Below are 22415 nucleotides of genomic sequence, written 5' to 3'. Positions count from 1 at the left end.
CTGCCGGAGAACCGCCTCCCACCTGCGGAGAAGACGGTATGTCAGGTGGCGTCCCCACGCCATCGCAGGTGCCCGCCCCCGCTCCGGCTGGCCCCGACCGGGCGGCGGAGAGTTGGATTCCAGGAGTTCCGCGAACACCTGGAGGAGCCATGGCCGCCATCAGCCTGTCCACCGGCACCGTCCTCGGCCCGCCCGGGGCCGTACCGTCCACCCCGCGCCGGGCCGCCGGCGCGCCCCGGGCCGCCTCGCCACGGGCGGCCGCGCCCGGCTGGCCCGAGCCGGGCTGGCTGCCCGGCCTCGAATCCGTCGCCCCCGCCGCCCTCGCCACCGACTGGCTCCAGGACCACCTGCTCAACCCGCACAGCGCCGACATCCTCGGCTACCTGCGAGCCGCCCGGACCACCGGCGGCCCGGTGCTCGACCTCGGCGCCGGGGCGGGCCGGCTCGCCGTGCCCTTCGCCCACCACGGCTTCGAGGTGGAGGCGGTGGACCGGGACGAGGGCTGTCTGGGCCGCCTGCGCGCCTGGGCGCTGCGCGGCGGCCGACCCACCAGACACCCGGTCCGCACCACCGCGGCCGAGCTCGAAGGACTCCGGCTCCAGCGGGGCTACGGCTTCGTGATGCTGGCCGGCGCGATGATCTCCGCCGTCCGCCCCGCCGCCCGCCCGGCCCTGCTCGCCGAACTCGCCTCAAACCTGCGCCCCGGCGGCGCCCTCGCCCTCGACTACACCGCGCACCGCCCGGCCGGTCTGGCCGCCGACCCGGTGCGCAACTGGGTCTTCCGGGTGCCCCGTTACGGTGCCGACGACGACATGGTGACGGCCCGCCAGAGCTTCGAGCCGGCCACTGCCCGTGAGGAGATCGTCTTCCACACCCGCTCCCGCGCCGCCGGCCTGCGGCGGGTGCACGCCACCGAGAAGTGGCTGGTCGACCCCGAGCGCCTGGCCACCGACCTGCGCGCGGCCGGCCTGCGGATCAGCCTGCGCGACAGCCACCCGCTGGACGCCCGCACCGAGAGCGTCTTCCTGCTCTGCCGCCCCCGCTGAGCCCGCCGACCCCGCCGGCGCCGGGCCGGGATCTTTCGTGATCCAGGTCACATCTGACGCATTGTCGCAGGCAGTCCGGCGGAGCTGTGAAAGGGTCCGTACGGGAAGTACGTGAACAGTGCACGGGGGACGGTGTTACGGGGTGTCCAAGCCCGCCAGCGGCAACTCGTCGGAGCAGGCCCTCGCCCTCTACCAGGAGCTCCGCTCCCGCGGCGCCTGCAACTTCGGCGAGCTGACCGCCGAACTCGGCATGACCGACCAGGACGCCCAGAGCTGCTGGGTCGAGCTGCTCCAGCTCGGCCTGATCGCCGAACCCGGCCCCGAGGACGAGCCGACCACCATCGCCGTGGTCGACCCCGAGATCGCCCTGCTGCGCATGCTGGCCTACGAGCAGCAGGACATGCGGGCCCGCCAGCAGCGCGCCGAGGAGCGGTACACCGCGATCGAGGACCTGGCCGGCCGCTACATGCGCGGCGGCGGGGCCGCCAACGCCGAGATCGAGGTGGAGCTGTTGACCAGCCCGCGCCGGATCTCGCAGGCCCTGGAGGACCTCTCCGACACCGTCAAGCACGAGATCGCCTCCATGCACCCCGGCGCCCTGCCCACCGGCGAGTTCCTGCACGAGGCCCTGGAGCGGGACGGCCGGTTGATCGCCTCCGGCGCCCACGTCCGCGCGATCTACCAGCAGCGGTTCGCCACCGTGCCGGCCCTGGCCGACTTCTTCGCCCGGCAGACCGAGCTGGGGGTGGAGGTGCGGCTGGCCCCCGTGGTGCCGCTCAACATGATCCTCAGCGACCGCCGCTTCGCCCTGCTGCCGATCGACCCGGAGCGCCTGGAGACCGGCGCCCTGCTGGCCCGCGGCCCGGCCCTGGTCCGCTCCTACCAGGCGCTCTACGACTACTGCTGGCACACCTCCGCCGTCTTCGGCCGCACCGAGGAGCAGCGCCGCGGCGGCCACCCCCTCACCGAGCAGCAGCACGCCGCGATCCGGATGCTCGGCGCCGGCATGAAGGACGAGCGGATCGCCCGCTCGCTGGGCATCTCGCTCCGCACGCTCAGCCGGGTGCTCTCCGAGGTGATGCAGGAGCTCGGCACCACCAGCCGCTTCGAGGCCGGCGTCCGCGCGGCCAAGCTGGGCTGGCTGGACTGAGTGCCCCGCAGCGCCGGGCCGCGCCAGCTACGATGGGGCCAAATATTTGGGCCGTTCAGCTGGAGCACGCCTTGATGGAGCACGGGAGTCTGGCCACGGAGCGGGACGCGGTCGTCCAGCGCCTCCGGGACGTCGGCCTGCGGGTCACCGGCCCCCGGCTCGAGGTGCTCCAACTCCTCGCCGCCGGCGACCACCTCGACGTGGAGTCCATCACCGACCGGGCCCGCGCCCGCCTGGGCACCCTGACCAGCCAGGCCGTCTACGAGATGCTGCGCCATTTCATGGAGACCGGCCTGGTCCGCAAGTTCGAACGCCCCGGCCGCCCCGCCGTCTTCGAGCTGGCCGGCACCCCGCACCACCACGCGCTGTGCAGCCAGTGCGGCCGCGTCACGAACGTGGCCGCCGAGACCCCCGAGGCCCCCCGCAAGGGCCTCCGCGGCTGGCGGATGACGGAGACCGAGCTGATCTTCCACGGCCAGTGTCCTGACTGCCGTTAGTTGCACTGTTCAGGGGCGCGGGGGACTGCGCGCGTGCGGAAGGTGGCAGCCCTGCGCCCTCCGCCCTCGCGCGGTTCCCCGCGCCCCTGGGTGATGCAACTGGTCGACTCAGCAGAAGAGTTCAGCCTGCATCGAAGCGCCAGGTACGGTGGATGCCGAGCCGCAGCAGGCCTGCCCTGGCCCGGGCCACCCGCGCATCCAAGTCGGCCTCGTCGGGAGCGTACAAGAGCCCGAGCAGCGAGGAGTCCTGCTCCGCCTGGAGCCCGATCGCGCCCCACAGTTGGAGCCGCTGCGTCACGCGCTCGACCACCGGCCGGGGTCGGTGGCGGACCGTCAGGAGTGCCGCGGCCGTGGCGGTGAGCGCGAACTGACGCGAGTCGCCCTCCGCGGCAGCGCGCCGCATGACCGCCAACTGGGCGTGGTGATCGGCCAGATCGGCCGCCGGGATGCCGGCACGGCGGCCGGGCGGGAGGTCGGCCGGGTCGAAGGCGAGGATGTGCAGGGGCGGCAGGGCGCAGCCGTGGTGCGCGACCGCTGCCGGAGCATGGCCGGTTCGGCGGGCGGTGGGGGCGGGGCGTACGGCGGTGGTCACGGTCTTCCTTCCGGGGGTGCGGGCGGCCGGGAGTGGGTCAGTTCTTCGGCGGGGCGGGCGGGGCGGGCGGCGGCCAGAGGATGTCGTGGCGACACTCGGCGATGGGCATGCGAGGCTCCGGTGGGGTGGGGGCGGATGGGCGCCGCCCCGTACCCGGGGGCGGTCGGCGGCGCCGGTCGATGGCTCGATCCTTCCCCGCCGACCATCCGATCTCCATGGCCCGGGCCGTCGCGCCCAAGCCATGGCGTGGACGTGCCACGGCCCCCGCCAGGACTCAGGAGGCGACGGCGCCGACCAGGTGGCGGGCGGCCCAACGGGCCGTCCGGGCTTCGGCGTAGACCTGTTCGGTGGCCCGGGCGCAGGCCTCCCAGCCGAAGCCGGCCGCGTGCCGGACGGCCGCCGTGCCGAGGCCGGCCGCCCAGGCCGGGTCGTCGGCGAAGCGGCAGAGGGCGCGGGCGTAGGCGAGCGGGTCGTGGCCCTGCACCAGCAGGCCGGTGACGCCGTCCCGGACGGCGACCGGCAGGCCGCCGACGGCGGCGGCGAGCACGGGGGTGCCGCAGGCCTGGGCCTCCAGGGCGACCAGGCCGAAGGACTCGCTGTGCGAGGGCACGGTGAGCACGTCGGCGGCCCGGTACCAGTCGGCCAGGTCGGCCTGGCGGACCGGGGGGCGGAAGCTGACCGAGTCGGCCACGCCGAGCTCCTCGGCGAGCCGGCGGCAGCGCTCGGGGTAGGCGGCCCCGGCCCCGCTCAGGCCGCCGATCACCGGCACCAGCAGCCGGCCGCGCAACGCGGGCCGCAGCCGCAGGAGTCCGGCCACGGCGTGCAGCAGCACGTCGGGGGCCTTGAGCGGCTGGATCCGCCCGGCGAAGAGCACCACCAGAGCCTCGGCGGGCAGTCCGAGCCGGCGGCGGGCGGCCGAGCGGCCGTCCAGCGGGCGGAAGTTGTCCAGGCAGACGCCGGGGTGCACCACGGCAGTGCGCTCGGTGGCGGCGCCGTAATGGCCGACCAGTTCGGCCTGTTCGGCCGCGGTGTTGGCGATCAGGCGGTCGGCGTAGTCTGCCAGGCCCATCTCGCCGAGCACTCGGACCAGCGGTTCTGGGGTGTCGCCGTCGGCCAGGGCGGCGTTCTTGACCTTGGCCATGGTGTGCATGGTGTGCACCAGCGGCACGTCCCACCGGGCGGCGATCTCCCGGCCGGCCTGGCCGGAGAGCCAGTAGTGGGCGTGCACCACGTCGTAGCGGGCGCCCTCCTCGCGGGCCGAGCGGACCACCTCCTCGGCGAAGGCGGGCAGCACTCTGGGCAGCCGCTCCTTGGCCACCGGGCCGGGCGGGCCGGCCGTCACGTGCCGCACCCGCACGCCGGGGGCCGCCTCGACCACGGTGGGCAGCTCCATCGAGGTGCGGCGGGTGAACACGTCCACCTCGGTGCCCAGACAGGCCAACCGCCGGGCCAGCTCCAGGATGTACACGTTCATCCCGCCCGCGTCGCCGGTGCCCGGCTGGTGCAGCGGTGAGGTGTGCACGCTCAGCATCGCCACCCGGCGCACCCGGAGGCCGCCGCGCCCGAGCGACGGCCTCTTTACGACAGTGGAGTTCCTCAACCTAGACACGCTCCTCGTGCTCATCAGGGTGCTCATCAGGGCGGACAGCGCAGTTCAGGGACAGGGCAGTTCGGAGAGAGAACAAGATCGTGACCGGAGCGTCCCCGGGCAGCCGGAAGCCCCCGCCGCCCGGGCGGGGGCTCACTCGGACCGGGGGCTCAGTAGCCGAAGACCGGGCCGCTCGGCGGCGCCAGCCGGGTGCCGGGGGCCGGCGGGGTGAGGGCCGCGGCGGTGACCGGGCCGCCGGGGCGCAGCCCCAGCGCGCCGGCCAGGCGTTCGGCGCCCTCCGGCATCACCGGGTGAGCCCAGGCCGTCAGGGCGCCGGCGATCGCCAACTCGGCCGCCAGCGAGGCCCGGTAGCGCTCGGCTCCGCTCGGCCGGTCCTTCTCGTGGGCGTTCACCGCGTGGAAGTCCTCGGCCAGCCGGACCACTTCGTCGAGCAGCGCGACCACCCGACGGGGCGCGAAGCCGCCCGGGCCGTACGCGCAGCGCAGCTCGCCGGCCGCCCGCTCCAGGCGCTCGCGCAGCTGCTCCCAGCCGGCCCCGCCGGGCGCCTCCTCGGGGGTGATCCCGCCGCACTCCTCGCGCAGCGCGGCGAGCAGCGCGGCCAGCCAGCTGTTCCAACTGGCCTGCAGGTGGTCGCGGGTGGCGTCCAGGGCGGCCGGGTCGAAGTCGGCCGGGCGGCCCTCGGGGCGGCCGCTGAGCACGTGCCGGCGCAGCGTGTCGGAGCCGGCCTCGGTGAGCGCGTCCAGCGCCCAGACGGCGTGCCGGGCGCCGGTGGAGAAGCGGCGGCCGTCCAGCCGGTAGTGCTCGTTGACCTGGAAGCCGGCCGGCAGCGCGGCGCCGCGCGCGGAGAGCACGGCGGGCAGCAGGGCGAGGTGCACGTAGGCGCGGTCGAAGCCGAAGAACTCCACCGGGCCCGCGCCCCGGCCCTGTTGCTGGTGCAGCCGGCCGGCGGCCAGCTCGAACCGGGGGTCGATCCGCTGGTCGGCGAAGCCCTCCACCGGCACCGGCACGCCCCACTCGCCGGGGTGGCTGACGGCCACCTCGGGCAGGCCGTCGGCCGCCAGGCGGTCGCAGAGCACCGCGAGCCGGGGCGGCAGCACGATCCGGCCCCAGTACTCGGTCAGCTCGCGGCGGAACTGCTCCAGCGGCAGGTAGAGCCGCCGTACCTGGCGCAGCCCGGCGGGGGTGCCGCAGAGCACGCAGCGCGGGTCGAGCAGGTCGCCGCAGTCGTTGGGGCGGGCACAGGAGCGGCAGAGGTTGCCGTGGGCGGGGGCCCCGCAGGAGGGGCAGCCGCCGGCCACGTAGGCGCCGTGCAGCGGGCGGTCGCAGGGGGCGCAGTACGGGAGCAGCCGGCTGCGGGCGACGATCACGCCCTCGCCGTGCAGCTCCCGGAAGAGGCCCTGGACGGCCGCCAGGTGGCCGGGTTCGGCCCGGGGGCGGGTGATCTGGTCGAACTCGACGCCGGCCCGGCGCCAGTCCACCGTGATGGCCTCGCCGTAGCCGTCGGCCACCTCCTCGGTCTTGCGGCCCTGGGTGAGGGCGCACAGCTCCACCACGCTGTCGTGGTCGTCGAGCCCGCTGGTGAGCCGGCAGGGCTCGCCGTCGGCGCGCAGGAAACGGCGCAGCACGTCGGCGGCGACGTAGGGCCCGGCGAGATGGCCGACGTGGAGCTCTCCGTTGGGGGTGGGCGGGGTCGCGGTGATCCATGCTGCGGCGGTCACGGGTGGGACCTCCTTCTCGTGGCTACCGAAGGTGACGAAGTCCGGGGTATCCGAGCGGCCGGGCTGGGCGGCGCCGGTGGACGGGTGCTCGGATCTCATCGGCCGCTCCGTCCGGACGGCCTGTTCTCGCCGACCATGCTGCCAGCCTGACCCGGTCGGATCGGCCACCGGTCAAGGCGCGCACCCGCCTTGGCGTGGGTGCGCCACCTGCCGATCGGCCGGTGTGCAGGTTTTTTGGTCCGACCAAATCACTGTATCGCCATGATATTTTGCCGATCCAGGAGGACTGCCCACCCGAGAGGACGACCCCATGACACCCGCCCCCCTCCCGCACGCACCGGGCCGCACGGGCGCCGCCCGCCCGGAGCGGGTGCTCGTGGTGACGGCCCACCCCGACGACGTGGAGTTCTGTGCCGCCGGGACGGTGATCCAGTGGACCGACCAGGGCACCGAGGTGGTCTACTGCGTGCTCACCGACGGTGACAACGGGGGCTTCGACAAGGCGCTCCCCCGCCAGTCCATCTCCCCGCTGCGCCGGGCCGAGCAGCGGATGGCCGCCAAGTCCTGCGGGGTGGACGACGTCAGGTTCCTCTCCTACCCCGACGGCCGGCTGGAGCCCTGCATGGACCTTCGGCGCGACCTGGCCCGGGTGATCCGGCAGACCCGCCCCGAGATCGTCGTGATGCCCAGCCCCGAGATCAACTGGGGCCGGATGCCCGATCTGCACCCCGACCACCGGGCCGCCGGCGAGGCCGCACTGCGGGCCGTCTACCCCGACGCCCGCAACCCCTTCGCCCACCCCGCGCTGCTCAAGGAGGAAGGGCTGGACGTCTGGGAGGTGCCCGAGCTCTGGCTGATGACCGGGCCCACCCCCAACCACTGGGTGGACGTCACCGAGGAGTTCCCCCGCAAGCTCGCCGCGCTCAGCGTGCACACCTCGCAGACCGCTCATCTCGCCGATCTGGAGGCGCTGTTGCGCGACTGGCAGACGGAACACGCGCTCGACGGCGGGCTGCCCGCCGGGCGGCTCGCCGAAGCGTTCCAGGTCGTCAAGGTGTGAGGCCGCTCTGACTCCGCGCGCCCCCGCGAGCGCCTTGTCCCCGCGCGCGCCGGGGGTGGTTAATGGGGCTGACCGCCGTCCCGTCAAGAGGGCCTCGGCGGGCCTTACCCGGGGGGAAGACAATGTCGTCCGACACCACCACCGTGAGCCGTCACGCGCTGGCGGAGGGCCTGCTGCGCGCCGGGGACCACCCCGGCGCCGTCCGGGCCCTGGAGCAGCACCTCGCCACCCAGCCCCGGGACGCCCGGGCGCACCACCTGCTCGGCCTCGCCACCATCGGCGGCGTGCACCCGAGCGAACACCAGGCGGCCGCGCTGGACACCGCGCTGCGCCACCTGCACCAGGCCGCCGCCCTCGACTGCACGCAGCACTGCGCCGAGGTGGCGGCCCTGCTCGTCCAGGACGCGGCCCTGGTCCGCTGGCACACCCAGCGCGTCGCCCTGGACCACCTGGAGCTGCGGCTGGTGGCCCGCCTCTCCCCCGCCGAGGCCCGGGAGATCACCACCCTCGTGCCGGCCCCGGGCACCGTCTGGTGGGAGGCCCTGGCTGCCCTCCAGGCCACCCTGCACTGAACGCCGAAGGGGCGGCCCGGGCCTGAGCCCGGACCGCCCCAACTCGCCTCAACTCAGCGGTAGATCACCAGCTCCGCCGGATCCGCGCCGACCAGGCGGTAGCGGTCCGGTGCGGGCCGGCGGCCGGCGTACAGCCGGATCAGCGTGCCCGGGTCGGTGCTGAGACGGGCCGGTTCGCGCCCGTCCACCAGGTTGCCGAAGCTCAGCTCGCCGAACGGGGTGTCGGCGAGCACGCGCGGGGTCAGCCGCACCCGGCTCGCGGTGGCGAGCAGGGTGAGGGCGTCCTCGATCCCGGCGCCCTGGTAGGCGCCGGGCTCCTGGAAGGCGTCGCGGACATCACCCGCGTGCACCCACTCCCCGAGCGCGATCACGTCCAACTCCCCGTCGGCCGCCGCGATCGCGGGGCCGGCGGTGACCATCGCCTCGTCCAGCTCGTCCAGCACCCGGGCCAACGGCCAGTCGACGCGCTCCAGCACGTCGGCCGCGTTGTGCTCCGGGGTGAACGCGGGCAGCCTGCCCTCCACGATCCGCACCAGCGCGGCCCCGCAGTGCGCCAGCACCTCGCGGACCGTCCAGCCCGGGCAGGCGGTCGGCCGCTCGAAGTACTCCTCCGGCGTGCGGCGCAGCAGCGGCATCAGCTCGTCCCGCTCGGTGAGCAGCAGCCTCCCGGGCAGCTGCGGGTCGCGGACCTCGACGGCAGTGGTCACCACCGACCTCCTCATCTGATCTGATTGACAGTCAGTAGCGGTACTGCTCGGGCTTGTACGGGCCCTCGACCGGGACGCCGATGTAGTCGGCCTGGTCCTTGGAGAGGACGGTGAGCTTCACGCCGAGGGCGTCCAGGTGGAGGCGGGCCACCTTCTCGTCCAGGTGCTTCGGGAGCACGTAGACGCCGACCGGGTACTCCTCGGTCTTCGTGAAGAGCTCGATCTGCGCGATCGTCTGGTTCGCGAAGGAGTTGGACATCACGAAGGACGGGTGACCCGTCGCGTTGCCCAGGTTCAGCAGGCGGCCCTCGGACAGCATGATGATCGTGTGGCCGTCCGCGAAGCGCCACTCGTGGACCTGCGGCTTGATCTCGGTCTTCACGATGCCGGGGAGCTTCGAGAGGCCGGCGATGTCGATCTCGTTGTCGAAGTGGCCGATGTTGCCGACGATCGCCTGGTGCTTCATCTTCTCCATGTGCTCGGCAAGGATGATGTCCTTGTTGCCCGTGGTGGTGATGAAGATGTCCGCGATTCCGACGACCTCCTCCAGGGTGGTCACCTGGTAGCCGTCCATCGCCGCCTGCAGCGCGCAGATCGGGTCGATCTCGGTCACGATCACCCGGGCGCCCTGGCCGCGCAGCGACTCCGCGCAGCCCTTGCCCACGTCGCCGTAGCCCGCGACGACGGCGACCTTGCCACCGATCAGCACGTCGGTCGCCCGGTTGATGCCGTCGATCAGCGAGTGGCGGCAGCCGTACTTGTTGTCGAACTTCGACTTGGTCACCGCGTCGTTGACGTTGATCGCCGGGAACAGCAGCTTGCCGTCACGGTGCATCTCGTACAGGCGGTGGACACCCGTGGTGGTCTCCTCCGTCACGCCCTTGATCTCGCCGGCGATCCGGGCCCAGTCGAGCTTGCTGTCGGCCAGCAGCTCCAGGACGATCCGGAACTCCTCGTTGTCGGCCGTCGACGGGTCCGGCACCGCACCGGCCTTGGCGTACTCGAGTCCCTTGTGGACGAGCAGGGTGGCGTCACCGCCGTCGTCCAGGATCATGTTCGGCACCTCGCCGTTCGGCCAGGTGAACGCCTGCTCGGTGCACCACCAGTACTCCTCCAGCGTCTCGCCCTTCCAGGCGAACACCGGGATGCCGGCGGCGGCGATCGCGGCGGCGGCGTGATCCTGGGTGGAGAAGATGTTGCAGGAGACCCAGCGCACCTCGGCGCCGAGGGCGACCAGGGTCTCGATCAGCACCGCGGTCTGGATGGTCATGTGCAGCGAGCCGACGATCCGGGCACCGGCCAGCGGCTGGGAGGCCGCGTACTCCTTGCGGATGGCCATCAGACCGGGCATCTCGTGCTCGGCCAGCTCGATCTCCTTACGGCCGAACGCCGCGAGGGAGATGTCGGCGACCTTGTAGTCGGACGCCTGGTTCTGGGTGGTGGTCAACGGAGCTCCATTTCAGGGTGGTTCAGACCGCAGCGGTGTACGCGGCCCGGTCGTCGGTGGCGAGGTGGGCGGCCCGGGGCAGGCCCAGGTCGCGGTAGATCTCCAGCGCGGCCGGAGACTTGTTCAGGGTGATGAAGTGCAGTCCCGGCGCGCCCTCGGCGAGCAGCTCGGCGGCCAGCGCGGTGGCGTGCTCCACGCCGATCCGGTGGCCCGATTCGGGGTCGCCCTGGGCGGCTTCGAGCTGCGACCGCAGCTCGTCCGGCAGGGTCGCGTTGCTCAGCTCGGCGAACCGGGCGATCTGGGCGGCGCTGGTGGCCGGCATGATCTCGGGGATGATCGGGGTGTCGCAGCCGGCCGCCGCGACCTTGTCGCGCAGCCGGAGGTAGTCCTCGGCCCGGAAGAACATCTGGGTGATCGCGTAGTCGGCGCCGGCCTTGCACTTGGCCACGAAGTGCCGCACCTCGCTCTCCCAGTCGGCCGACCGGGGGTGCTTCTCCGGGAAGGCGGCCACGCCCACGGTGAAGTCACCGCACTCCTTCACCAGCCGCACCAGGTCGGCCGCGTGCTCGAACCCCTCCGGGTGCCGCGTCCACGGCCCCCGCGGATCGCCCGGCGGATCGCCGCGCAGAGCCAGCACGTCGCTGATCCCACCGTCGGCCAACTGCCGAATGAAAGAACGGAGTTCGCCGACCGAGTGACCGACGGCCGTCAGGTGGGCGACCGGCCGCAGCGTGGTCTCCGCCACGATCCGGCCGACCGTCTCGATCGTCCGCTCCCGCGAGGAGCCACCGGCCCCGTAGGTCACCGAGACGAAGGCGGGCACGACCGCCTCCACTCGCCGGATGGCCTGCCAGAGCCCGGCCTCCCCGGCCGCCGTCTTCGGCGGGAAGAACTCGAACGAATAGGTCGGCTCACTCGACTGCATCAGCGCGCGCAGGCTCTTGCCGTCTGGTGACACGGCTGCCCTCCTTCTCCGGGTAAGTGGTTTGGCATCAACGGGCGTTGAAGTACTTCGCCTCGGGGTGGTGGATCACGATCGCGTCCGTGGACTGCTCCGGGTGCAACTGGAACTCCTCCGACAGCACCACCCCGATCCGCTCCGGCCGCAGCAACTCGGCGATCTTCGCTCGATCCTCCAGCTCCGGGCAGGCCCCGTACCCGAGCGAGAACCGCGCACCCCGGTACTTCAGCTGGAACATGTCCCGCACGTCCTGCGGGTCCTCGTCCCCGAATCCCAGCTCGTAGCGGACCCGCGCGTGCCAGAACTCCGCCAGCGCCTCCGCCAGTTGGACCGACAGCCCGTGCAGCTCCAGGTAGTCCCGGTACGCGTTGGCGGCGAACAGCTCGTTCGCGGCCTCCGAGATCCGGTTGCCCATCGTGACCACCTGGAGCCCGAGGACGTCCTTCTGCCCCGACTCCTCCGGCCGGAAGAAGTCCGCCAGACAGAGCCGACGCCCACGCCGCTGACGCGGGAAGGTGAACCGGGTGCGCTCCGGCCCCTGAAGGTCATAGACGATCAGATCGTCGCCCTTGGACGCCGCCGGGAAGTACCCGTAGACCACCGCCGCCTCAAGCCAGCCCTCGGTCTGCAACCGGTCCAGCCACATCCGCAGCCGAGGCCGCCCCTCCGTCTCCACCAGCTCCTCGTACGAGGGCCCGCCCGCCCGTCGCCCGCCACCACCCTTGTCCGAGGCGCTTCGCGCCACCCCTTCTGATGCCCGCGAGGCCTTCAGACCCCACTGCCCCTTGAACAGCGCGTCCTCGTCCAGCCAGGACGCGTAATCCGCGAACGGCACACCCTTGACGATCCGATCCCCCCAGAACGGCGGCTCCGGCACCCGGTTGTCCACGGACACATCCGACCGGATCTGCCCGAGGTTCACCTCCTGCTCCGGCTCCACGACCTCCGCCCTGGCGTGCCGCCGCTGCCGCAGCTCCGGCAGGGCAGCACCGGGCACACCGCGCTTCACCGCGATCAGCGCGTCCATCAGGCGCAGGCCCTCGAACGCGTCCCGCGCGTACCGGACCTCACCCTCGTAGATCTCGTGCAGATCCTGCTCGACGTAGGCGCGGGTGAGGGCGGCGCCGCCGAGGATCACCGGGAAGTCGGCGGCCAGCCTGCGCTGGTTCAGCTCCTCCAGGTTCTCCTTCATGATCACCGTCGACTTCACCAGCAGACCCGACATGCCGATCACATCGGCCTTGTGCTCCACCGCCGCGTCCAGGATCGCCGAAACCGGCTGCTTGATACCGAGGTTGACGACCGTGTAGCCGTTGTTGGACAGGATGATGTCGACCAGGTTCTTGCCGATGTCGTGCACGTCACCCTTGACGGTGGCCAGCACGATCGTGCCCTTGCCCTCATCGTCCGACTTCTCCATGTGCGGCTCGAGATACGCCACCGCCGACTTCATGACCTCGGCGGACTGGAGCACGAACGGCAGCTGCATCTGGCCGGAGCCGAACAGCTCACCGACCACCTTCATGCCCGCCAGCAGCGTGGTGTTGACGATGTCCAGCGCCGGCCGAGTCCGGAGCGCCTCTTCGAGGTCCGGCTCCAGGCCGCCCCGCTCACCGTCGATGACCCGACGCTGCAGACGCTCCTCCAACGGCAACGCCGCCAACTCCTGCGCCTTCGACGCCGCCGAGGACGCCATGCTCACACCCTCGAACAGCTGCAGCAGCCGCTGCAACGGGTCATAACCCTCACGACGCCGGTCATACACCAGGTCGAGCGCCACCTCGCGCTGCTCCTCGGGGATCCGCGCCATGGGGAGGATCTTCGAAGCGTGCACGATCGCCGAATCCAGCCCGGCCTCGACACACTCGTTCAGGAAGACGGAGTTGATGACCTGACGCGCCGCCGGCGAGAGACCGAACGAGATGTTCGACAGACCCAGCGTCGTCTGCACCCGCGGGTGACGGCGCTTCAGCTCACGGATCGCCTCGATCGTCTCGATACCGTCCCGACGCGACTCCTCCTGCCCCGTGCCGAGCGTGAACGCCAGGCAGTCGACCAGGATCGAACCCTCGTCGATGCCGTAGTCGCCCGTCAGCTCCGCGATCAGCCGCTCCGCGATCTCCACCTTCTTCCCGGCGGTGCGGGCCTGCCCCTCCTCGTCGATGGTGAGCGCGATCAGACCGGCACCGTGCTCACGCGCCAGCCCCGCGATCACCGCGAACCGCGAACCCTCCTCGTTGCCGTCCTCGTAGTTCACCGAGTTCAGCACCGCACGACCACCGAGCTTCTCCAACCCCGCCCGCAGCACGGCCGGTTCGGTGGAGTCCAGCACGATCGGCAGCGTCGAAGCCGTCGCCAGCCGACCCGCGATCTCGCGCATGTCGGCGACACCGTCCCGGCCGACGTAGTCCACGCACAGGTCCAGCAGGTGCGAACCGTCCCGGATCTGGTCCCGGGCGATCTCCACACACGCCTGCCAGTCACCCGCCAGCATCGACTCGCGGAACTTCTTCGACCCGTTCGCGTTCGTCCGCTCACCGATCGCCAGGTACGAGGTGTCCTGCCGGAACGGCACCGACTGGTACAGCGAGGAAGCCGCCGACTCCGGACGCGGGTCGCGGACCGTGACCGGACGGCCCTGGACACGCTCGACCACCGCGCGCAGGTGCTCCGGGGTGGTGCCGCAGCAGCCGCCGACCAGCGACAGCCCGTACTCCCGCACGAACATCTCGTGGGCGTCCGCCAACTCGGCCGGCGACAGCGGATAGTGCGCGCCGTCCTTGCCCAGCACCGGGAGACCGGCGTTGGGCATGCAGGAGAGGCCGACCTTGGCGTTCTTGGCGAGGTAGCGCAGGTGCTCGCTCATCTCGGCCGGACCGGTCGCGCAGTTCAGCCCGATGAAGTCCACGCCCAGCGGCTCCAGCGCCGTCAGCGCCGCACCGATCTCCGAACCCAGCAGCATCGTGCCCGTGGTCTCCACCGTCACCTGGACGAACACCGGCAGATCGAGACCCGCCTCGGCCAGCGCAGCCTTCGCGCCCAGCACGGCGGCCTTGGTCTGCAGCAGGTCCTGCGAGGTCTCCACCAGCAGGCCGTCGGCGCCGCCCGCGACCAGGCCGGCCGCGTTCTGGCGGAAGCCCTCGCGGACGGTGGCGTAGTCGATGTGGCCGAGGGTGGGGAGCTTGGTGCCGGGGCCGATCGAGCCGAGCACCCAGCGGGGGCGATCGGGGGTGGCCACGGCGTCGGCGGCCTCGCGGGCGATCCGGGCACCGGCCTCGGAGAGTTCGAAGATCCGGCCAGGGATGTCGTACTCGCCCAGGGCCGCGAAGTTCGCGCCGAAGGTATTGGTCTCCACACAGTCCACGCCCACCGCGAAATACGCGTCGTGGACGGAGCGCACGATGTCGGGCCGGGTCACGTTCAGGATCTCGTTGCAGCCCTCCAGCTGCTCGAAGTCCTCCATCGACGGATCCTGCGCCTGGAGCATGGTGCCCATCGCACCGTCGGCCACCACCACCCGGGTGGCCAGGGCCTCGCGCAGAGCGTCGCCGCGGCTCATCGGGCACCTCCCGGGGAGGGTACGGCCGCGAGGTGCGGGGCGAGCTCTGCGGCCGCCTCCTCACCGTAGGTGCGGCGGATCGAGTCGAGCAGGGCGGGCAGGTCGGGGGCGTCGCCCTGCGGGCCGATCTGGCGGAGCGTCACTGCTGCAAGTGCACAGCCGAGTTGGGCGGCGCGTGGCATCTCCAGCCCCCAGGAGACGGCGGCCAGGAAGCCGGCCCGGAAGGCGTCGCCGAGGCCGGTGGGCTCGACCGGGTCGGCGACCGGGACGGCGGGGACGAGGACGGGCGCGGCGCCGGAGCGCTCGATCCGGATGCCCTCGGCGCCCAGGGTGGTGATCCAGGTGCCGACGGAGTCGAGGAGTTCGTCGTGGGTGCGGCCGGTGTGCTTGGTGAGCAGGGCGGCCTCGTACTCGTTGGTGAAGAGCACCCAGGCGTCGTCGACCAGGCGGAGCAGGTCGGCGCCGTCCATCCGGGCGATCTGCTGGCCGGGGTCGGCGGCGAACGGGCGGCCGAGCGCGCGGCACTCCTCGGTGTGGCGGACCATCGCGGTGGGGTCGTTGGGCGAGACGAGGACCAGGTCGAGCCCGCCCAACCGGGCTGCGGTCGGGGCGAGTTCGATCTCCCGCGCCTCGGCCATCGCGCCGGCGTAGAAGGAGGCGATCTGGTTGCGGTCGAGGTCGGTGGTGCACATGAACCGGGCGGTCTGGCGGGTCTCGGAGTACCGCACCGAGGCGGTGTCCACGCCCTGGCCGCGCAGCCAGTCGCCGTACTCGCCGAAGTCGGGGCCCACCGCGCCGACCAGCACCGGGGCGAGGCCGAGCCGGGCCAGGCCCAGCGCGATGTTGGCGGCCACCCCTCCTCGGCGCACCTCCAGGTCGTCGACCAGGAAGGAGAGCGAGACCGTGGCGAGCTGGTCCGGCATCAGCTGCTCGGCGAATCGGCCTGGGAACGCCATGAGATGGTCGGTGGCGATCGACCCGGTGATGGCAATGCGCATGAGTCCTCGTCTCGGAACATGGGCGGAGCTGGTGAGCTGGCGGGAGCGTCCGGTACGGGCGCAGGGCCGGACGCAGGACCGGGCGGGCTGGGACGGGCCCGCCCGGTCCTGCGCCGCGAGGCGGCGGTCAGGCAGCGATCAGGCGACGGTCAGGCGGCGCCGGCGGCCTGACGGAGCTTGTCGGCGCGGTCGGTGCGCTCCCAGGTGAAGTCGGGCAGCTCACGGCCGAAGTGGCCGTACGCGGAGGTCTGCGAGTAGATCGGCCGCAGCAGGTCGAGGTCGCGGACGATGGCAGCCGGGCGGAGGTCGAAGACCTCCAGGACGGCCTTCTGGATGTCGAGCACCGGCACGGTCTCCGTCCCGAAGGTCTCGACGAAGAGGCCGACCGGGGCGGCCTTGCCGATCGCGTACGCGACCTGCACCTCGGCCCGGCGGGCCAGGCCGGCCGCAACGATGTTCTTGGCCACCCAGCGCATCGCGTACGCGGCCGAACGGTCCACCTTGGACGGGTCCTTGCCCGAGAACGCGCCGCCGCCGTGGCGGGCGTAGCCGCCGTAGGTGTCCACGATGATCTTGCGGCCGGTCAGACCGGCGTCGCCCATCGGGCCGCCGATCTCGAAGCGGCCGGTCGGGTTGACCAGCAGCCGGTAGCCCTCGGTGTCGATCTCCAGCGCCTCGACGATCGGGCGGACCACGTACTGCTCGATGTCGGGGGCGAGCAGGGTGTCGAGGTCGATGTCGGCCGCGTGCTGGGTGGAGACCACCACGGTGTCGAGGCGGACGGCCTTGTCGCCGTCGTACTCGATGGTGACCTGGGTCTTGCCGTCCGGGCGCAGGTACGGGAGCGTGCCGTCCTTGCGGACCTCGGTCAGGCGCTGGGAGAGCCGGTGCGCCAGGGTGATCGGCAGCGGCATCAGCTCGGGGGTGTCGTCGCAGGCGTAGCCGAACATCAGGCCCTGGTCGCCGGCGCCCTGCTTGTCCAGGTCGTCCTCAGTGCCGTCCACCCGGGTCTCGATCGCCGTGTCGACGCCCTGGGCGATGTCGGGCGACTGGGCGCCGATCGAGACCGAGACGCCGCAGGAGGCGCCGTCGAAGCCCTTCTGCGAGGAGTCGTAGCCGATCTCCAGGATGGTGTCGCGGACGAGCTGCGCGATCGGGGCGTAGGCGGTGGTGGTGACCTCGCCGGCGATGTGCACCTGACCGGTGGTGATCAGGGTCTCCACGGCGACGCGGGAGTTCGGGTCCTGGCGGAGCAGCGCGTCGAGGATCGAGTCGCTGATCTGGTCGGCGATCTTGTCGGGGTGACCCTCGGTTACCGACTCCGAGGTGAACAGACGGCGTGACATGTGAGTGCGGGCCCTTCGGGTAGGGGTCGGTTGTGGGTCAGGTACCGCCGCCGGGCGGCTCGGTGGAGCCGCCCGGTCGGACTGGATGCTGCATCCGGGCAGGGGTCAGCTCGCCACGGCAGCGAGGTACCGCGCCTCGATGCTGGACAGGCTTCGCAAATCATCGACCTCCAGGGCATCCATGTCGATCGGCGTTCCACTGACCTGCTCCAGCATGAAAACGAACTCCACGAACGAGAGCGAATCGATCAGTCGGTTCTCAATCAGGTCGAGGTCCGGCGCGATGTCCTCGCGCTCGGGGTGCCGCTTGAGGAGCCACGCCTTGACCTGATCCAGCTGGTTGCTCATGGTGATTCTCCTCTGGTGGGGTATCAAATAGTTTGTGAAACAAGGAAGTTGACTCGGTCGCATGCAGACCACGTCAGTCGGTCGGCAGTGGGGCGCCCACCGCGACGGCGTAGTCGACGTCGTGGCTAATGCTCACCCCGATCCGCTCGATGCCCGCCTCGGCGGCCAACGCGGCGGCCTCACCGAAGAGTTCGACCGTGGGCCAGCCACCGGGGCCGCGCCGGATCTCGATCTCCAGCCAGGGCATCGGGCGGCCGGTCACCCGGAGGGCCTTGAACGCGGCCTCCTTCGCGGCGATCCGGCCGCAGACGGTGAGCAGGTGCAGCCCGGTGTCCACCCGGCAGTCGGCGAGTTCACGCTCGGTGAGCATCCGGCTCAGGAAGGCCTCGCCGTGCTCCTCGATGATGCCTCGCACCCGCTGCGCGGAGACGATGTCCAAGCCGAGCGGGCCCCAGGGGGCGGCCGACCGGTCCGGGACGGTGGTGCCGTGCGCCACCTCAGACCGCCGCCGCTGCCCGCAGGACGGCTTCGGTGGCGGCCGGCCAGCTGCCGTGCCGGCGGGTGAGCGCGGAGAGCCAGCGCTCCAGGCCGAAGGCGACGCAACTGGTGAAGACCGGCTCGCCGTCCAGGGTGATGTCGCAGCGCTCGCCGAAGAAGTTCCGGTGCACGTTGACCGAGGCGATGGCCAGGTCCTCGTACAGGAACTCGTGCTTGACCGGCGAGAGTTGCTGGAGCAGCAGCCGGGCGCCGCCCCGGTCGTAGAACGGGTCGGTGGCGGCCTCATTGCGCAGCGGCAGGTCGAGCGCCTCGGCGAAGGCGGTGATCCGCTCGGTGGAGCGCTTCAGGTGCGCCTCGACGTGCTCGCGCGTGCCGAGCGCGACGATCTCCCGCATGTGGAAGCCGAGCAGCCGGCGCAGGTTCTCGTAGTGCGTCTCCTTGCGGAAGCAGCGGCCGACCACCGTGATCAGGGTGTTGGCCGCCAGCTCGGTGCCCGCGTGGTGCAGGTAGATGCCGTAACAGGCGGCCGAGGGCAGGCCGAGGCCGGCCGGCTCCAGGGCGGCCTGCGGGAAGGCGCCGGCCTGATCGTCGAAGGGCGCGCTCTCGCGGCTCGCGAGGTCGAGCGGGGCGGCCAGGATGGCCTGGTGCGGGAAGTTGTCGTAGTAGTCGAGCTTCTTGAGCTCGGCCGCCGGCAGCACCGGCGGCATGGTCATCGCGAGCGCGCCGGCCTCGGTGCCCCACCCGGCGAAGGTGTCGTCGAGCAGGCGGAGCAGGCCGGTCGCCTCGGGGCCGAGCGCGGAGAGTCCGTTGCGCTCGATGGCGGTCTCGATCATGGTCACCTCGGGTCAGGCCGGCAGGGTGTCGTCGGTGAAGATGCCCGACTTCAGGAAGAAGGCCATCGGCTTGCGGATCACCTTGCGCTCGGCGGCCCGGCGGCCCTCGGCGGCGATCAGCGTCTCGCGCACGCCCAGCGGGTCGGCCAGGCCGGCGTCCCGGTAGACGTGCGGGTTGTAGAAGGAGTGCAGGCTGAAGACGATGTACCGCTTGAGGTACTGCTCCACCTCGCGGACCCGCTCGGCTCTGACGGCGGCCTTCATCCGGGCGTGCAGGTGGGCCACCAGCTCGCGGCCGAAGGCGATGTGCCGGGACTCGTCCTCGTGGTGGATCCGGTTGACCTGGCGGATCGTCTCGCAGAGCGAAGTGTCCTGGGCCATCCGGGTGTTGTAGAAGTCCACCATCTCCTCGAAGAAGAGGATCCGGGCGAAGACCAGGAAGTTCTCCACCTCGAGCTCGTACTTCTCGGCGGCCGGGTTCTTCAGCGCGGGCGGTCCGGCGTAGAGCTTGCCGCCGTACCGCTTGCAGAACTCGGCGAAGAACCACATGTGCTCGTTCTCCTCACCGATGAAGTGGTGGAAGAAGTCCGAGGGCACGTCGAAGGCAGGCGTCTGGACGCGGCCCACCACCTCGATCAGCAGCTCGCGGATGCCGTGCACGTTGAGGCTGTAGAAGTTGATGCTCTCCCACTTGGAGAGGGCCTTGAGCGTCTTCTCGTCGTAGCTGTCGAAGAGCGGGGTGCCGTACACCGACAGCAGGTCGGGGCTCATCCACCACTGGTCGTCCGCCAGCGAGTCGGCCCAGACGAAGCGCTGGTAGGGGTTGTAGTAGTCGTCGATCGACTTCTGGGTGAGCCGGTCGAGCAACTCGCGGAACCGGTCGTTCACTTCGAGCGTGGCCGTGGCCATCGGTACCTCCGGGGGAACGGTCGAGGGGGCTGGGCCCGGGTCAGGGGCGGGCCTCGTACACGGCGCTGACGGCCGAGTCGGTGGCGCGGCGCCAGCGGGTGAAGCCGGCCTTCTCGGCGATGGCCCGCAGGGCCGGCTCGCCCGAGTGGTTGCCCAGGGCGTACGGGCCCTCCTGGGCCGCGGCCACCGGGAGGCACATCACGGCGGAGAGGCTCATGAAGAGCCGGCCGGCCGGGCTGGTGTTGTCCTGGACCGCCTCGTGGGCGTTGGGCTCGACGATCATCCAGGTGCCGTTCGGCGCGAGCGCGCGCAGTACCTCGCGGGCGGCGGTCTCGGGGTCGCCGAGGTCGTGCACCACGTTGAAGAAGGTGATCAGGTCGTAGTCCTCGCCCGGGTACCCCTCGGCCGGCGCGACCTCGAAGACCACCCGGTCGGCCATCCCGGCCTCCTCGGCGTTCCGGCGGGCCTGGGCGATGGCCTCCTCGGAGTAGTCGTAGCCGTGGACGGTGGCGTTCGGGAAGGCCTCGGCGATCATCAGGGTCGCGTAGCCGGGGCCGCAGCCGATGTCGGCCACCTTGCCGCCCTCGGCGAGCAGCTCGGCCATGCCCTCCAGCGCGGGGATCCACTTCGAGACCAGGTTGGCCCGGTAGCCGGGCACGAAGTAGGCGCCCATGCCGGCGTCCAGGCTCGCGTGGTGGTCGGCCCAGCCGACCCCGCCGCCCTTGCGGTACGCCTCGACCAGCAGGTCCTCGGTGGCGTAGAGCGCCTTGAGCGCGGTGAAGAAGGTGGCCGCGTAGGTCGTGCTCTGCGGGTCGCCGAGCACGGCGGCCTGGGTCTCGCTCAGCCAGTAGGTGTCACCGGCCGGGTCGTGGCTCACGTAGTCGGCGCTCACCTGGGCGTGCAGCCACTCGCGGGCGTACATCTCCTGCAGGTCGGCCAGCTTCGCGAACTCGCCTATGGTGACCTCGCCCGCGCCGTGCAGCGCCCGGTACAGGCCCATCCGCTCGCCGATCGCCACGGTCAGGCCGCGCACGGCCGCCCCGGCGTCGGTGATCACGCGCTGATGGAACTCGGTCTTGGTCTCGCTCATCGTGCTCTCTCCTGGATCGGCGGGTCAGCGCTGCGGGACGTCGAGGGTGAAGAGGAAGGAGCGCGGCACCCGCGGCACCTCGCGGGCCACCACCGGGTACGGCCAGCGGCCGAACGCGGCGCCCTCCTCACCGGGCTGCTTGACCTCGCGGACGATCCAGCCGCACTCGGCCAGGAACTTCTCCGGCTCGTCGGTGCCGAACAGCCAGGCCGAGTCGTCCTCCTTGAGCGCGTTCAGGAAGGAGCCGGCCAGCTTGTTCTGCAGCGAGACCCGGCTGGCCACGTCGCCGAGCAGCACGCTGCCGTCGGCGGTCCGCTCGCAGATGGTGCCGAGCAGCCGGCGCACGGCGTCCTCCGGCAGGAAGAAGAGCAGCCCCTCGACCACCCAGAGGGTGGGCTCCCCGCCCTGCCAGCCGGCCTCGACCAGCGAGCCCAGCCACTCCCCGGCGAGGTCCACCGCCACCGGACGGCGCTCCACCCCGGCGGGCAGCTCGGCCCCGGCCAGCAGCTCGGCCTTGGCCGCCAGCAGGGCGGGCCGGTCCAGCTCGAAGACGGTGACCCCCTCGGGCCAGGTCAGCCGGTACGGGCGGGTGTCCATGCCCGAGGCGACGAAGACGATCTGCCGCAGGCCCTGCTCGGCCACGGCCTGGCCGATCGCCCGGTCCAGGTAGGTGGTGCGGATCGCCAGGAACTCCACCGTGCCGGCACCCGCGTAGCGCTCCAGGAGCTGGAAGCCGACCTCGGCGGCCACCGTGCGGGCGTAGGGGTCGACGAACAGCGGGCTCTCCCGCTCGGATTCCAGGGCGCGCGCGGCGGCGGTCCACTGGGCGGTACGGGATACGGCTTCCACGGGAGGCCCCTTCGTCTTGAGTGACGATGCGTCAGTGATGTGGTGCGGCATTGGTGTTACGGGTGACACGGGTCGAGCGAACGACCGAAGGTGCGGCTGGATCGGCGCACGAAGGTGCTGTGCAGGATCATGCTGAAGACGACCGTGCCGTCCTCCGTCTCCAGCTGGCAGCGCGGCTGCACCACGCCGGTGTCGGGGCAGCTGAACGAGCGCCGGGAGCCGAGGATGTAGACCTTGGCCCGGAGCTTGTCGCCCGCCCGGACGGGCTGGTGGTAGCGGATCTCGTCCACCCCGGGCGAGCCCGCGCAGGAGCTCTCCGAGAGCAGCCCGTCCACGTAGCGGCGCATGAACATCGAGGCCGTCTGCCAGCCGCTGGCGATCAGCCCGCCGTACACGGAGGCGGCGGCCGCCTCCCGGTCCACGTGGAAGGGCTGCGGGTCCCACTGGGTGCCGAAGTCGATGATCTCCTGCTCGGTGAGCGAGACCAGCCCGAGGTCGTGGACGTCTCCGGCCTTGAAGTCCTCGAAGTAAAGCATCTGTTGGCCCCTTGTCTGACTGTCTGGGGTACATGAGCCCGCACGGGCGATTTCAACATATGAGCGTTCCGTTTATTTGGTCAAGCCAAA

At 71.8% G+C, this 22415-nt stretch carries 21 protein-coding genes; 5 read left to right on the top strand and 16 right to left on the bottom strand.

Annotated features, from left to right (window positions below):
* Window positions 1-149 precede the first annotated feature (149 nt).
* The 3 genes from CFP65_RS30425 (at window position 150) to CFP65_RS30415 (ending at window position 2693) form a co-directional block, all read left to right on the top strand.
* Window positions 150-1046 (top strand): bifunctional 2-polyprenyl-6-hydroxyphenol methylase/3-demethylubiquinol 3-O-methyltransferase UbiG, encoded by an 897-nt coding sequence (locus CFP65_RS30425; RefSeq protein WP_104819190.1) that lies wholly within the window; start codon window positions 150-152, stop codon window positions 1044-1046.
* A gap of 142 nt (window positions 1047-1188) precedes the next feature.
* Complete coding sequence (locus tag CFP65_RS30420; protein ID WP_254552647.1) at window positions 1189-2196, top strand: helix-turn-helix transcriptional regulator; 1008 nt, start codon at window positions 1189-1191, stop codon at window positions 2194-2196.
* 74 nt (window positions 2197-2270) lie between these two features.
* Window positions 2271-2693: a Fur family transcriptional regulator gene (locus CFP65_RS30415; RefSeq protein WP_254552646.1), complete on the top strand. Its 423-nt coding sequence runs from the start codon at window positions 2271-2273 to the stop codon at window positions 2691-2693.
* 121 nt (window positions 2694-2814) lie between these two features.
* Here CFP65_RS30415 and CFP65_RS30410 read toward each other — a convergent pair whose 3' ends face one another.
* The 3 genes from CFP65_RS30410 to CFP65_RS30400 form a co-directional block, all read right to left on the bottom strand.
* Window positions 2815-3285 carry a hypothetical protein gene (locus CFP65_RS30410; protein ID WP_104819188.1) on the bottom strand — a complete coding sequence of 157 codons (471 nt, stop codon included), beginning with the start codon at window positions 3283-3285 and terminating at the stop codon, window positions 2815-2817.
* Window positions 3286-3559: 274 nt separating this feature from the next.
* Window positions 3560-4921: a D-inositol-3-phosphate glycosyltransferase gene (gene mshA, locus CFP65_RS30405; RefSeq protein ID WP_371682482.1), complete on the bottom strand. Its 1362-nt coding sequence runs from the start codon at window positions 4919-4921 to the stop codon at window positions 3560-3562.
* 122 nt (window positions 4922-5043) lie between these two features.
* Window positions 5044-6711 carry a class I tRNA ligase family protein gene (locus CFP65_RS30400; RefSeq protein WP_254552645.1) on the bottom strand — a complete coding sequence of 556 codons (1668 nt, stop codon included), beginning with the start codon at window positions 6709-6711 and terminating at the stop codon, window positions 5044-5046.
* Between the two features lie 211 nt (window positions 6712-6922).
* Between CFP65_RS30400 and CFP65_RS30395 the strand changes: the two genes are divergently transcribed.
* Both CFP65_RS30395 and CFP65_RS30390 read left to right on the top strand, forming a co-directional pair.
* Window positions 6923-7672 carry a PIG-L deacetylase family protein gene (locus CFP65_RS30395; RefSeq protein WP_104819186.1) on the top strand — a complete coding sequence of 250 codons (750 nt, stop codon included), beginning with the start codon at window positions 6923-6925 and terminating at the stop codon, window positions 7670-7672.
* A 122-nt stretch (window positions 7673-7794) separates the two neighbouring features.
* Complete coding sequence (locus tag CFP65_RS30390) at window positions 7795-8244, top strand: tetratricopeptide repeat protein (RefSeq protein WP_104819185.1); 450 nt, start codon at window positions 7795-7797, stop codon at window positions 8242-8244.
* Between the two features lie 53 nt (window positions 8245-8297).
* On the opposite strand, the gene CFP65_RS30385 is transcribed toward CFP65_RS30390, so the two are convergent.
* From CFP65_RS30385 to CFP65_RS30325, 13 genes are all read right to left on the bottom strand, one after another.
* A complete protein-coding gene (locus CFP65_RS30385) occupies window positions 8298-8951 on the bottom strand; it encodes a maleylpyruvate isomerase family mycothiol-dependent enzyme (protein WP_254552644.1) in 654 nt (217 codons plus the stop codon).
* A 31-nt stretch (window positions 8952-8982) separates the two neighbouring features.
* Window positions 8983-10398, bottom strand: a complete 1416-nt coding sequence (gene ahcY, locus CFP65_RS30380) for an adenosylhomocysteinase (RefSeq protein ID WP_104819183.1) — start codon at window positions 10396-10398, stop codon at window positions 8983-8985.
* Between the two features lie 22 nt (window positions 10399-10420).
* Entirely contained in the window at window positions 10421-11323 is a 903-nt protein-coding gene (metF, locus tag CFP65_RS30375; RefSeq protein WP_104821231.1) for a methylenetetrahydrofolate reductase [NAD(P)H], read from the bottom strand.
* Window positions 11324-11390: 67 nt separating this feature from the next.
* Window positions 11391-14918, bottom strand: a complete 3528-nt coding sequence (metH, locus tag CFP65_RS30370; RefSeq protein WP_104819182.1) for a methionine synthase — start codon at window positions 14916-14918, stop codon at window positions 11391-11393.
* Window positions 14915-15916, bottom strand: coding sequence for a carbohydrate kinase family protein (locus tag CFP65_RS30365; protein WP_104819181.1), 1002 nt, complete (start codon window positions 15914-15916; stop codon window positions 14915-14917). Before CFP65_RS30365 ends, metH begins: the two co-directional genes overlap by 4 nt.
* Window positions 15917-16065: 149 nt before the next feature.
* Window positions 16066-17262 carry a methionine adenosyltransferase gene (gene metK / locus CFP65_RS30360; protein ID WP_104819180.1) on the bottom strand — a complete coding sequence of 399 codons (1197 nt, stop codon included), beginning with the start codon at window positions 17260-17262 and terminating at the stop codon, window positions 16066-16068.
* A gap of 105 nt (window positions 17263-17367) precedes the next feature.
* Complete coding sequence (locus CFP65_RS30355; RefSeq protein WP_104819179.1) at window positions 17368-17610, bottom strand: phosphopantetheine-binding protein; 243 nt, start codon at window positions 17608-17610, stop codon at window positions 17368-17370.
* Window positions 17611-17683: 73 nt separating this feature from the next.
* The gene (gene acpS, locus CFP65_RS30350; protein ID WP_104819178.1) at window positions 17684-18106 is read right to left on the bottom strand and encodes a holo-ACP synthase; all 423 of its coding nucleotides are present in this window, start codon (window positions 18104-18106) and stop codon (window positions 17684-17686) included.
* Between the two features lies 1 nt (window position 18107).
* The gene (locus tag CFP65_RS30345; protein ID WP_104821230.1) at window positions 18108-18941 is read right to left on the bottom strand and encodes a hypothetical protein; all 834 of its coding nucleotides are present in this window, start codon (window positions 18939-18941) and stop codon (window positions 18108-18110) included.
* A 12-nt stretch (window positions 18942-18953) separates the two neighbouring features.
* A complete protein-coding gene (locus tag CFP65_RS30340) occupies window positions 18954-19850 on the bottom strand; it encodes a diiron oxygenase (protein WP_104819177.1) in 897 nt (298 codons plus the stop codon).
* Window positions 19851-19890: 40 nt separating this feature from the next.
* Window positions 19891-20940, bottom strand: coding sequence for a bifunctional 2-polyprenyl-6-hydroxyphenol methylase/3-demethylubiquinol 3-O-methyltransferase UbiG (locus CFP65_RS30335; protein WP_104819176.1), 1050 nt, complete (start codon window positions 20938-20940; stop codon window positions 19891-19893).
* A gap of 24 nt (window positions 20941-20964) precedes the next feature.
* Window positions 20965-21789: an SAM-dependent methyltransferase gene (locus tag CFP65_RS30330; protein ID WP_104819175.1), complete on the bottom strand. Its 825-nt coding sequence runs from the start codon at window positions 21787-21789 to the stop codon at window positions 20965-20967.
* A gap of 56 nt (window positions 21790-21845) precedes the next feature.
* Complete coding sequence (locus CFP65_RS30325) at window positions 21846-22325, bottom strand: MaoC family dehydratase (protein WP_104819174.1); 480 nt, start codon at window positions 22323-22325, stop codon at window positions 21846-21848.
* Between the last annotated feature and the right edge of the window lie 90 nt (window positions 22326-22415).

It is taken from the genome of Kitasatospora sp. MMS16-BH015 (assembly GCF_002943525.1).
Classification (GTDB): Bacteria; Actinomycetota; Actinomycetes; order Streptomycetales; family Streptomycetaceae; genus Kitasatospora.
Note: the sequence above shows the minus strand (reverse complement) of the source record. Positions and strands in the feature narration are given on the sequence as shown.